The 12296-nt window shown below is 72.5% G+C and carries 8 protein-coding genes; 5 read left to right on the top strand and 3 right to left on the bottom strand.

All coding sequences use genetic code 11. From position 1 onward, the window contains the following. Positions 1-37: 37 nt before the first annotated feature. A complete protein-coding gene (locus I6J71_RS04205) occupies positions 38-3001 on the bottom strand; it encodes an AAA family ATPase (protein WP_204093518.1) in 2964 nt (987 codons plus the stop codon). Further along, positions 2998-4152 (bottom strand): exonuclease SbcCD subunit D, encoded by a 1155-nt coding sequence (locus I6J71_RS04200; protein ID WP_204093517.1) that lies wholly within the window; start codon positions 4150-4152, stop codon positions 2998-3000. The genes I6J71_RS04205 and I6J71_RS04200 overlap by 4 nt, the downstream gene beginning before the upstream one ends. A gap of 220 nt (positions 4153-4372) precedes the next feature. Here I6J71_RS04200 and rmuC point away from each other — a divergent pair, with 220 nt between their 5' ends. Then, positions 4373-5287, top strand: coding sequence for a DNA recombination protein RmuC (gene rmuC, locus I6J71_RS04195; protein ID WP_204093516.1), 915 nt, complete (start codon positions 4373-4375; stop codon positions 5285-5287). 1622 nt (positions 5288-6909) lie between these two features. Then, positions 6910-7803, top strand: coding sequence for a DUF6542 domain-containing protein (locus I6J71_RS04190; protein ID WP_204093515.1), 894 nt, complete (start codon positions 6910-6912; stop codon positions 7801-7803). A gap of 899 nt (positions 7804-8702) precedes the next feature. Here I6J71_RS04190 and I6J71_RS04185 read toward each other — a convergent pair. After that, entirely contained in the window at positions 8703-9713 is a 1011-nt protein-coding gene (locus I6J71_RS04185) for a 4-hydroxy-3-methylbut-2-enyl diphosphate reductase (protein ID WP_204093514.1), read from the bottom strand. A gap of 151 nt (positions 9714-9864) precedes the next feature. On the opposite strand from I6J71_RS04185, the gene I6J71_RS04180 reads away from it, so the two are divergent. Genes I6J71_RS04180 through I6J71_RS04170 form a run of 3 tightly spaced genes read left to right on the top strand, consistent with a single transcriptional unit; the run spans position 9865 to position 12244 of the window. Beyond that, entirely contained in the window at positions 9865-10530 is a 666-nt protein-coding gene (locus I6J71_RS04180; RefSeq protein WP_204093513.1) for a lipid droplet-associated protein, read from the top strand. Further along, positions 10527-11786, top strand: coding sequence for an exodeoxyribonuclease VII large subunit (gene xseA / locus I6J71_RS04175; RefSeq protein WP_204093512.1), 1260 nt, complete (start codon positions 10527-10529; stop codon positions 11784-11786). Before I6J71_RS04180 ends, xseA begins: the two co-directional genes overlap by 4 nt. After that, positions 11783-12244 (top strand): hypothetical protein, encoded by a 462-nt coding sequence (locus tag I6J71_RS04170; RefSeq protein WP_239154419.1) that lies wholly within the window; start codon positions 11783-11785, stop codon positions 12242-12244. Before xseA ends, I6J71_RS04170 begins: the two co-directional genes overlap by 4 nt. Positions 12245-12296: the final 52 nt, after the last annotated feature.

Below are 12296 nucleotides of genomic sequence, written 5' to 3'. Positions count from 1 at the left end.
CGCGATCCCCGCAGCCAGATCGATTACCGGACAGGCACTAAGCCGTCCGCAGCTCGATCCGTGAGCCCGAGCGGGACTTCCGGACGCGCAGCCGCGTCGGGATGCGCTGGCGGAGCTCCTCGACGTGCGACACGAGGCCGACGACGCGGCCGCCGGCGCGCAGTTCGTCGAGGATGTTCATCACGACGTCGAGGGTTTCGGCGTCGAGCGTGCCGAAGCCCTCGTCGACGAAGAGCGTGTCGAGCAGCGCCCCGCCGGTTTCGGATGCGACGACATCGGCCAGCCCCAGCGCGAGCGAGAGCGACGCGAGGAAGGATTCCCCGCCCGACAGGGTTTTCGCGGGCCGGACGGCGCCGGAGTAGTCGTCGAGCACGTCGAGGCCGAGGCCACCGCGGGTGCCGCGCGCGCCGGCCGCGTCCGAGTGGACGAACGAGTAACGGCCCTGGCTCATCGTCCGCAGCCGGGCGGTGGCGGCGAGCGCGACCTCCTCCAGCCGCGCGGCCAGCACGTACGAGCGCAACGACATCTTGCGCGAGTTCTGACCGCGGCCGTTGACCACTTCGGACAGTGCGCGCAGCTCGGCGTACTCCGCTTCGACGGGCGCGAACTCCGCCAGCGCCGTGCGCATCCGCCCGGCCAGCTTCGTGAGCTCGGCGTGCTGCGCGGCGACGGACTTCAGCGCCGCGAACGCCGTGTCGGCCCGTTCTCGGGCGGCCTTCGCGGCTTCGGCCTTCGGCGCGACCTCGACGACGTCGTCGGGCGAGATGCCGAACAGCTCGGGCTGAGCCAGCAGCTCGCGCGCGCCGGCTGCCGTCGCTTCGGCCTCGGCTAGGCCCTGTTCGAGTTTGGCCACCTGCTCGTCGGAGCGGACCGCGCCGCGCATCTCCTCGAGCGCGGCGAACCCCTTGGCGTGCAACGAGATCTCGACGAGTCCGCGCTGCTCCTCGAGCCGCGCTTCCGCCCCGGTGACGGCCGTGCGCGCCTCGGCCACGGCGTCGAGCGCGCCGGCCAGTGTGAGCAGGTGCCGGCGACGCGTGGTGACGTCGGGGAAGTCGCCGCGGCCTTCGAGCAGCCGCTTCGCGCGTTCGGCCAGCCGGTCTTCGAGCGCACGGACCTCCGAGCGCGCCTCCGTGACGGCCTGGTCGGCACGCCGCCGTTGCTCGGCCAGCTGCTCGCTTTCCCGTTCCAGCGCGGTGACCTGCCGGACCAGCGGGCTCTTGCGCGCGGCCTGTTCGGACAGCGTCGCGACGCTCGCCCGCGCGTCTGCCAGCTCGGCCCGCACGGACTCCGCGGTCCGCTCACCGAGCCGTTCCCGCAACGCCTCCAGCCGGGCCTTCGCCTCTTCCAGCGCCGAAACCACCCGCTGCCGCAACGCACTCGCCTGCTGTTCGGCTTCCTCGGCGGCCCGTTCCTCGGCGGGGTCCACGAGTTGCGTCCCATGTTTCGCGGGCGACGGGTGCTCGGCCGACCCGCACACCGGGCACGGCGCGCCGTCGGCCAGACCCGCGGCCAGTTCGGCCGCCATGCCCTCCAGCCGGCGTTCGCGCAGGTCGAGCCGGCGCTGCCGGGCGGCTTGGTGCGTGTCGACGACTTCGCGGAGCTTCGCCTCGCCGCGCCCGACCTTCGCTTCCGCCTCGGGCAGGTCCGCCGCCGCTCGCGCGAGGTTGGTCAGTTCCTCGGCACGGGCCTTCGCGCCGTCCAGCTTCGCCTCGGCCTCGGCGGCCGACGCCGCTTCGCCGCGCAACCGCGTGAGCCGTTCGGGCAGCTCGGCCAGCCGCGTTTCGAGTTCGGTGACGCGTTCGGCCGCGATTTTCGCAGCGGTCTTCCGCTCGTCGCGCCTGGCCGTGTCCGCGCGCTGCTGTTCGGCCTCCGCGACGAGTTCGGCCAGCGCGCCCGCTTCTTCCCGCAGGGCCCCGGCGCGTTCCCGCAGGTCCGCGGCGGCAAAGCCCACGGAGTCGAAACCCAGTTCCCCGAGCGCCCGCGTGTGGTCGGCCTCTGCGACCTGCGCGTCGCCGAGTTCCCCCGTCCGCCGTTCCAGCAGCTCGACCTCGGGCACCACGGCCGACGCCCGCCGCGCGGCCGCGATCTCTTCGGTCCACTCGGCGCGTTCGCCGGCGGTTTCGGCGATCTGTGCGAGCCGCGTGTGGGCGGTGCGGACGCGCCGGATGCGGTCGGCGTCCTCTTCCGCTTCGCGCAGCGCGCTTTCCGCCGCCTTCGCCGCCGAACGTGCTTGTGCCGCTTCGGTTTCCGCCGTTTCGGCGCGGGCCGCGACCTCGGCGAGCACGGCCTCGACCCACGCCGCCTGCTCTTCTTCCGGCGGCTCCTGCTGCGCCTCCTGGGCGTAGCGCGCAACGAGCTCCCGCAGCTCCTGCTGCCGCTTTTCCAGCGTCCGCCCCCGTTCGGCGCGCAGGTCGGCGAACCAGCGTTCGACGTCGGAGAACCGCTCGGTGCCGAAGAGCCGTTCCAGCAGTTTCTCGCGCTCAGTGGTGTCGGAGCGCAGGAACTTCGCGAACTCCCCCTGCGGCAGCAGCACGACCTGGAAGAACTGCGGAGCGGTCATGCCCAGGAGCCGTTCGACGGTGCGTGCGACCTCGTCGATCCGGATGATCCCGTCGGGTGGCAGGCCGGCCGGGGGTTCGCCGACCCAGGTCAGCGACACCTTGGCCTGCTGCGTGGTGAAGCCGTCGCCCCGTTTCTTGGGGCGCTGGTACTCGGGGCTGCGCACGATCCGCAGCCGCTGGCCCTGCACGGTCAGCTCCAGCACGACCTCGGTGAGCTGGTCGGGCTGTGCGACGTCGCAGCGCAGCCGCTTGACGTCGCCGCGCGCGCCGGGGACCACGCCGAACAGCGCGAACGCGATCGCGTCGAGCAGCGTGGTCTTGCCCGCGCCGGTGTCGCCGTGCAGGAGGAAGAGGCCGTCGGCACCGAGGGCGTCGAAATCGACCACTTCGCGGCCCGCGTACGGACCGAACGCCTCGACCTCCAGCAGGTGCAGCCTCACAGTTTCGCCACCGCCGCCCGGTTGGCCGCTTCGAGCGCGAGGAACACCAGCCGTTCCTCACTTTCGCTGGGTGGCGCGCCGCGGCAGTCGTCGAGGAAGCTGCGGGCGATCTCGATGTCGGTGCGGCCGCGCACGGCTTCGGCGTACCTCAGCTCCGCGCCGGCGAGGCCGCCTTCGGGTTCCCAGTCGAGGTGCACGGCGTACGGGAAGCGTTCGCGCAGGCGGCGCATCGCGTCGACCGGCCGCACGCGGTCGGTGACCGTGACGGACAGGAAGTGGTCGCGCCACTCGTCGTGCTCCGGCGCGGTCAGGAGGTCTTGCAGCTCTCCGCGCACCGTCGCGAGCGGCCGCGGCACGGGCAGCTCGTGGCGGCGGACCTCGGCGAGCCCGTGCGCGTCGAGGTCGACCAGCCAGACCGATTTCCGTTGGTGCGCCTCGGAAAACGAGTAGGCGAGCGGACTGCCCGAGTAGCGCAGGTGCTCGGCGAGGGTCTGCGGGCCGTGCAGGTGGCCGAGCGCGATGTAGTCCACTCCGTCGAAGACGTCGCCCGGGACCTGTTCGACGCCCCCCACCGCGATGGTGCGTTCGGAGTCGCTGGCCGAACCCCCGGTGACGAACGCGTGGGCCAGCACCACGGACCGCGTGTCCGTTCGCGCGGCGAGATCTTCGCGGACGCGGCGCATCGCTTCGGTGAGGACGCCGGTGTGCCCACGCGCTTCGGGCACGCCCAGCGCGTGGCGGGACGGCTCGGGTTCGAGGTACGGGATGCCGTAGAACGCGACCGCGCCGTGGTCGTCGTGCAGCAGCACCGGTTCGGCGATGCCCGCGACGGTGGCACGCAGGTGCAGACCACCCGCGGCCGCGAAATCCGCGAACGCGCCCAGCCTCGCCGCGGAGTCGTGGTTGCCCGGCGTGATCACGAGCTGCGCGCCGGCCTCGCGGATGCGGCTCATGGCCTTGGTCGCGACGCGGACCGCTTCGGCCGAGGGGACCGCGCGGTCGTAGACGTCGCCCGCCACCACCACGACGTCGACGGACTCGGTCGTGACGAGACCGGCGAGGTGGGTGAGGACGGCCTCCTGCTCGGCGAGCAGGTCGGCGCCGTGGAACGTGCGCCCGACGTGCCAGTCGGAGGTGTGGAGGATTCTCACGGCGACCACGTTAAGAGGTGATCACGACGAAATCGCGGAGGCTCGCCGGAGCGCCACTCGAACGTGTGTACGAAGCCTATCGAGGCCCTGGCGGACACGCCCGCCGGCGAACCGGTGAACGTGCTGGTCAGCTACGCAGCGCGACCGTCCGCGCCGGTTTTTGTCGGTGCGGTCCGCCATGATGGCCACCTGCCGGTTCGGATTGCGGAAGGAGGACCGGGTGGAGACGGTGATCACCACGGCGGCTGTCGTCCTCGCGCTGCTCCTGTGCGTGGCGGTGGCGTTGCTGTGGCGGCTCTACAACGACGGCATGCGCCGCGCCGACGCGGCGGCGCGGCTCGTGGCGGCCGAGCGAGCGAAGAACGACCAGCAGCAGCTGGCGCTGCGGCGGTACGAGGTCGCGTTCGCGTCGATCAGCGGGCGCGGTGAGCTCGGTGAACAGGTGCTCGTGGAGACGGCCCGCGCGCTGGGCTTACGCGAGGAGCTGCACTTCACGCTGCAGACCGACCTGGCCGGCGGTGGCAGCGTGAAGCCCGACATGGTGCTGCGCGTCGGCGGCGGCCGTACCGTGCCCGTCGATGCGAAGGCTTCGATGGCGATCTGGGCCGAATCCGTGGAGACCGACGACCCGGAGGAACGGCTCGACGCGCTGCGCGCCCACGTCCGCCAGCTCCGCTCCCGCGCGGCCGAGCTGGCCGGCAAGGGTTACCAGCGCTGGGCGGACGCCATTTACGGGACCATCATGTTCGTCCCGTCCGACGCTGCGGTCGTCGCGGCCCTCGACACGGACCCCGAGCTGCTGCGCTGGCTCATCGACCGCCGCGTTTTCCTCTGCGGTCCCACCGGCTTCGGCATCCTCGCCTCGGCTGCTCTGTTCGCCGCAAGCGACCGTGCCTTGGTGGAGGACGTGGAACAGGTCCGCGCGGGCGCCGCCGCAGCCCACCGCGCGGCCGGGAACGCCGTGGAGGCGCTGAACCTGTCGAGCACACACCTGCAGCGCTTCGTCTCCGCGCGGCGGCGAGAGCTGGAAGCCCTGGAGAACTTCCGCGCGACGGTCGCGCCGCTGACGGACGCCTCGGGCAGCCCGGCGGCCGTGCCGGAAGTTCGGAGGGGGGACGAAGTGGCAGCCGGCTGAGCGGCCTTCGGCTGCGGTTGGTCGCTTGCCGGGACTTGCTGGACGGAGCGCCGTCGAGCGTGGTGATGCGCCGGCGGGCGGTTCGGCGCGCACCGGTCCGCCTCACCGAGCCTCGGCAGACCGGTGCGGCCCGTCGAGAACGGCCCGGTGCTCAGTGCGCGGCCCTTTCGGGTCCGAGGTACCGACGCACAACCCGGCCTCGGACGGCCAGGCCGCTTGTCGGATCACGACTCAACACTCCGACCCGGCACAGAACCTGCAGGAGACCGCCACCCGCTCCGACGGACCAACGCACGGCCCGGCCTCGGACGGTCAAACCGGCCGCCCGATCACTACTCGGGCAGACCCGACCCGACACTGAACCCGCGGCAGCAGACCGGCACCCAGTCCAACGGCCCGACCCACAGCCCGGTCTCGGGAATCCAGACGAGGCCAGTCGGCGGAGCACCGCTCAGCCGACCCGACCCGGCACGGGTCCTGCGACAGCACACCGCCACCCGGCCCGACGGACCAACACACAGCCCGGCCTCGAACAGTCAAACCGGCCGCCCGATCACCGCTCGGGCAGACGTGAGGCGACATGGAAACTGCGGCAGCAGACCGCACCCGGCCCGAAGGACCGGTTCACAACCCGGCCTCGGGCAATCCGACCGGGCCGGTCGGCGGAGCACCTCACAAACGCGACATCAATCCCCGGGATGGCAGACCGCCGCGCGGTCCGAAGAACCGGCGCCCAGCCCGGCCGAGACGCGCTGGCCGGTCGGCCGATCACCACTCGGGCGGACGTGAGGCGGCACCGACCCTGCGACGGCAGACCTGTACCTTGCCCGACGGACCAACACACGCCTCGGCCTCGGGGTCCGGACGAGGGGCGGTCGGCCGATCACCGCTCCGGCAGACGCGACCCGGCACGGACCCCGCGGCAGCAGACCGGCACCCGGTCCGACGGACCAGCGCACAGCCCCCGTCTCGGAGGCCCGACGAGGGGCGGTCGGCCGATCACCGCTCCGGCAGACGCGACCCAGCGGCAGCAGACCGGCGCCAACCGGCCCAGGCCGCGCCGCACCTTGGCAACGCTGCGTTACCGCTCGCCCAGTGCCTGCCGATTTCTTTTCACACCGCCGGGCAACGCAATCTCGCCGCCCGAGCCGGGCTCGCAGCAGCAAGCACCCAGTGGAACTCGGCGGCGTGCCCTCCCCACCGCATCGGCACGAGCGTGGAGGAGGCGACGGCGATTGGCCGGTCACGGTGTGTGGTGCCAACGGTGCCGGTGAGGCAGATGGTGCCCGCGTGGTGCCCGACATTTGGTGAGGTCAGAGTGAGGTTCAGTCATGCTTCCGGGTAGCGGGAACGTTCCGGATTCATGACCGCGAAGCTCGCCCGGCTGCCGATCGAGCAGCCAGCCGCGCGAAGGAGGAGCGGTTCGCGGACCAGACCACCGGTTCGTATTCGCAGGTCAGGTGACCAGACCACTCGCCTTCCCCGGGCCGGGCGCGGGCAGCCCCCGAGACCGCCCGTGTTCCGTCCGGCGGCAACCCGCGTCACGCTGCCGGGTGGCTGGTCAGGGCAGTCTTCGGCAGTGGCGGCAAGATCGTGACAAGTACGAGCTACGGTGTTGCCTCGTGACCGCGATACGCGATCGCCAGAGCGATCCTGATGCCGAAGACGCCACCGTGCCCTGGGACGAGCGTCTCGTCGTCGGCGAGAGGCGGGGGCTGCCCTGGTGGGCGGCCGTCCTCGTGGGCTTCGGCCTGGCCGTGCTCGGCGCCATCATCGACGAGAAGACCAAGGGCAGCCTCGATTTCGTCTTCAAGGCGGGCTACTTCCTCGGGGCCGTGATCGCGGTCGGCGCGGTTCAGAGACGCGCACTGTTCGGGCCGATGGTCCAGCCGCCGCTGGTGCTGGCCGTCACGGTGCCCGGTGTGATCCTCGTGACCGGCGGCTCCGGCTCCGGCAGCGACACCCTGTCGAAGCTGCTGAACATCGGCACGCCGCTGATCAACGGCTTTCCGACGATGGCGGTCACCACCGGCGTCACGCTCCTGTTCGGCTTCTTCCGCATTTTCCGCGAACGCGACCCCAACGCCGCCGTGAAGCTCAAGGACGGCAAACGCCCCCGTGACGACGGCGACGAACCCCCCGCGCGAGCGCGCACCCGGCCGCCGGGGTCGGGCCGGCCGGGCCAGGCGCCGCCGCCTGCCGGTGGCCGCCGCCCGCCGCGCGACCGGGACCTCGACGCCCCGCCGCCGCGGCGCCCGCGTCCGCCCGCGGACCCCGGCGGCCGCCCCCGCCGCGACCCGGCCGACCGCGACCCGCGCGCCACCCGCAAGCCGCCGCCCGACGGCCGCCGCCCACGCCCCCCGGCGGACGGCGACCCCCGTCGCCGCGGCGAACCCCGCGGCGACGCGCCCCCACCCCGCCGCCGCCCCCGCGGCGACGAACCGCCGCCCGGCCGCCCGCGCCCACCGCGCCGCGAGCCACCCCGCCGCCCCCGCCCCTGGGACGACGAAGGCTGACCCCCGACACCACGAAGGCCGCCGATCCCACCCGGACCGGCGGCCTTCGCCACGTCCACCCGCACCGCGGGGAACAAACGGACAACAGGGGCAGTCGGAAACGCACTCGACGAGAACAGCACGTTCGCCCCTCACAGCCCGGACGCCGAGGCGCGCGCGAAGTGCGCGTACCAACCCGCCGCCACGCAACCCCAGCACATGGCCACGAGCGCTCGCCCGCCGGCGAAAGCCACGAGCACACTCAACCGCACACCGCCCGATCGCAATGCGGACACCAACGCGTCGGCGCGCGAAGTGCCACCTACCAACCCGCCGCCACGCAACCCCAGCACATGGCCACGAGCGCTCGCCCGCCGGCGAAAGCCACGAGCACACTCAACCGCACACCGCCCGGCCCCGCGCCGGACACCAACGCGCCAGCGCGAGCCCGCCACAACGGAACCCGCAGCACATAGCCAAGAACCCCCACCCACCAGCAAAAGCTGCGACCAGACTCAAAATGGGACACCGCCCGATCCCACCCCGGACACCAACGCACCAGCGCGCGAAGTGCCACCTACCAACCCGCCGCCACGCAACCCCAGCACATGGCCACGAGCGCTCACCCGCCGGCAAAAGCCATGAGCGGGCTCAATCGCACATCGCCCAGTGTGGCACCAGCGACCACCCCCGCGGGTGCGTCCGGCCCCCTGCGCTCTACCGGCGATCACGCGATGAGGAACCCTCGCCGATCAGGCCCCTGACCAGGACAACACCCTCGTCCGTCAAGCGCAGAGCCCAGCCGCCCCAGCCCAGCCAGCGGCCCCGGCCGCACAGCGGTCAGCCGCAATCGCACCGGCCAAGAACAAAAACCCGCGACGGCCGCCGAGCAACAGCGACCGCCGCGGGGCAAGCGGGAGTCAGGATCCCGACTTCGTGGCCTTCCGAAGCTCCTTCGGCAACGCGAACGCGATCTTCTCGTTCGCCGTCGTCACCTCGTCCACCTGGCCGTAACCACGGTCGGCGAGCCAGGACAGCAGGTCCATCACCAGCACGTCCGGCACGGAAGCACCTGAGGTCACCCCGACCGTCGACACGCCCGACAGCCACGCCTCGTCGACCTCCGACGCGAAGTCGACCAGGTGCGAGTCGCGGGCGCCGGCCTTCAGGGCGACCTCCACGAGGCGCTTGGAGTTCGACGAGTTCTTCGAGCCGACGACCAGCACGAGGTCGCACTCCGGGGCCATGGCCTTCACGGCCACCTGGCGGTTGGTGGTGGCGTAGCAGATGTCGTCGCTGGGCGGGTCGGCCAGGTCGGGGAAGCGTTCACGGAGTTGGTCGACGCGTTCCATCGTCTCGTCGACGGACAGGGTGGTCTGGGAGAGCCAGATCACCTTCGACGGGTCGCGCACCTCGACCTTGCCGACGTCCTCGGCCTTGTCAACGAGCTGAACCTTGTCCGGCGCCTCGCCGGATGTGCCCTCGACCTCCTCGTGGCCTTCGTGGCCGATGAGCAGGATGTCGTAATCGTCCTTCGCGAAGCGGTTGACCTCTCTGTGCACCTTCGTCACGAGCGGGCACGTGGCGTCGATCGTGCGCAGGCTGCGGTCCGCCGCCTCCGCGTGCACCGCGGGGGACACGCCGTGGGCAGAGAACACGACCAGCGCGCCCTCCGGCACCTCGGACGTCTCGTCGACGAAGATCGCGCCGCGTTCGCGCAGGGTTTCGACGACGTGCCGGTTGTGCACGATCTCCTTGCGCACGTACACCGGCGCGCCGTACAGCTCCAGCGCCTTCTCGACGGCGACCACCGCCCGGTCGACACCGGCGCAGTAGCCGCGCGGTTTCGCGAGCAGCACGCGTTTGGCTGCGCCGGACCGGGTGATCGTCGGGGTACCGGCGGGGTCGGTTCCGGGACTCGCAGAAGTCATGCCTCCAGGGTACGGGCTGTGCCGTACCCGCTTCGAAGTCCTCTTTCGGATGACCTCGGCGGCCGTCCGGGCTGTGCCGGGGGTCACGTCCGGTAGGCCAACCCACCCGTTCGGTTGGGCAGGATGGCCCCCATACGGCACGCTAGACGGCATGAAGCCACTCCCGCTCCCCCTCCGGGTCGCCGCGGGCCTCGCCGTCACCACCGCCGAGCGTGTTCGTGAGCTCCCGAAGCAGATCACGGGCCTGCCCGTGACCGTCGTCAGCCAGGTCCTCCAGCTCTCGATGCGAGTGCAGCAGCAGGTCACCGAACTGGCCATCAAGGGCGACGGCGCCCTCTCGGCCCTGCGCCCGGTCGAGGACACACCGAGCTGGGCGACGTTCGACGAAGACATCGAGCCCGACCTGCCGCCCACGCGCCCGACGCTGGTGCCGGTGGACGACCTGCCCGAACCCCAGGCCAACGGCCACCGGCCGAACCTGCCGCCGCTCACGGACACCCCGGACACCGAAGTGGCCGGGGACACCGAGGACCCCTGGTCCCAGGAGGAGCGCGCGCTCGCCCAGGACCACGCCGAAGGCGAGAACGACAGCACCGGCGGCGGCCCCGCAAGCCTGGCCAACTACGACGAGCTCACCCTGCCGCAGCTGCGCGCCCGCCTGCGCCGGCTGACCGTGCCGCAGCTCGAGGAGCTGCTGGAGTACGAGAAGGCCAACGCCGACCGCGCGTCGTTCGTCGGCATGCTCGCGCGCCGGATCGGCAACGCGCGCAAGGCGGAAGAGGCCGGGCAGCAGGGCGACGACGCGGAAGGCCAGTGAGCAGCGAACCCGGCACCCCCAGCACCACCGCCGAACACCCCTGGCCCGTCCGCACCGTCGCGCGCAAGATCGGCGACTGGATCCACCGGCTCGGCGCCGTGTGGGTCGAGGGCCAGGTCACGCAGATCAACGCGCGCCCCGGCACGCAGACGGCGTTCCTGACGCTGCGCGACCCGTCGGCCGACGTGTCGATGTCCGTGACGGCCCCGATGTGGCTGGTGCGCGAGCTCGGCACGCCGCTGCGCGAAGGCGACCGCGTGATCGTGCACGCGAAGCCGTCGTTCTTCTTCGGCCGCGGCACGCTCAGCCTGCGCGCCGACGAGATCCGCGCCGTCGGCATCGGCGAGCTGCTCGCGCGCATCGAACGGCTGCGCAAGCTGCTGGCCGCCGAAGGCCTGTTCTCACCCGAACGCAAACGCCCGATTCCGTTTCTCCCCAGGGGAATCGGGCTCATCACGGGCCGCGCGTCGGCGGCGGAACGCGACGTGCTCGTCAACGCCCAGGCCCGCTGGCCGCACGTGCTGTTCAAGGTCGTCAACACGGCCGTGCAGGGCCCGCAGGCCGTGCCGCAGATCCTCCGTGCACTGTCCACACTGGACAAGGATCCGGACGTCGACGTGATCGTGATCGCCCGCGGCGGCGGCAGCGTCGAGGACCTGCTGCCGTTCTCCGACGAGGCGCTGTGCCGGGCCGTCGCGGGCGCGGGCACCCCCGTCGTCAGCGCGATCGGGCACGAACCGGACACACCGCTGCTCGACCACGTCGCCGACCTGCGCTGCTCCACGCCGACGGACGCGAGCAAGCGCATCGTGCCCGACGTGCGCGAGGAGACCGCCCGAGTGCGCCAGATGCGCGACCGCGGGCGCCGCGCGCTGCACGGCTGGGTCGACCGCGAGACGCGGCTGCTCACCCAGCTGCGCAGCCGCCCGTCGCTGGCCGACCCGCTCGGCCCGATCCAGCGCCGCTCCGACGACGTCGACGTGCACCGCGAACGTGGCCGCCGCGCCATGCTCGGCCTGCTCGCGAGGGACCAGGCCGAGATCGCGAGCGCGCGGGGCCGGCTGACCGCGCTCGGCCCGGCCGCGACGATGGCCCGCGGCTACGCCGTCGTGCAGTTCACGGACGACACAGGCAACCTCCAGGTGCTTCGCTCCGTCTCCCAGATCGAGGACGGCGCGCGCCTGCGCGTACGGGTCGCCGACGGAGCGGTCCACGCCGTCACCGAGAAGCGAGAGACGGAAGGAGACGGGCCGTGACACACCGGGCACCGGCGTTCCTCCCGCTCACCGTGGACGCCGCCGCCCGGCTCGACGCCGGTCCCCTGCTGAACCAGGCCCTGGCCACCGATCGCGCCGCCGCCGAGTGCTGGACGGCCCTGCTCGCCGGCTGTGGCACCGCCGCCCGTCGTGACCTGGGCCCGCAGCTGCGGCGCCTGTCGGAAGCGACGTCCGTGCACGTCGGCGCGCGCTGGTGGTTCGCCGAGGGCGCCGGCCACCGCCGCCGGGTCGCGAGCGCGCAGGAGAACCTGGAAGACGCGATCGCGGAGGGTGACGGGCAGGAGTTCGCCCTCGCGTTCGTGGGCTACGACAACGCGATGGCCAGCGCACTCGTGTGCCGGGAGCAGGCGCGCAGCCAGGTGCCGGACACGCAGCGGGCCGCCGTGGTGCCGCCCCCGCGCGCCGGCCGGCACCACCGAGTCGATCACCAGCCGTGACCTGGCCGGGAGCACCCGGCGCGGTAGTGTGCGCGGACAGCCCTGTGCATCG

The organism is Amycolatopsis sp. FDAARGOS 1241 (assembly GCF_016889705.1).
Lineage (GTDB): Bacteria > Actinomycetota > Actinomycetes > Mycobacteriales > Pseudonocardiaceae > Amycolatopsis.
Note: the sequence above shows the minus strand (reverse complement) of the source record. Positions and strands in the feature narration are given on the sequence as shown.

Coding starts and splice junctions, on each gene's coding strand:
- I6J71_RS04185 (WP_204093514.1), bottom strand. CDS start 9,713: ATGACTTCTGCGAGTCCCGGAACCGACCCCGCCGGTACCCCGACGATC.
- I6J71_RS04180 (WP_204093513.1), top strand. CDS start 9,865: ATGAAGCCACTCCCGCTCCCCCTCCGGGTCGCCGCGGGCCTCGCCGTC.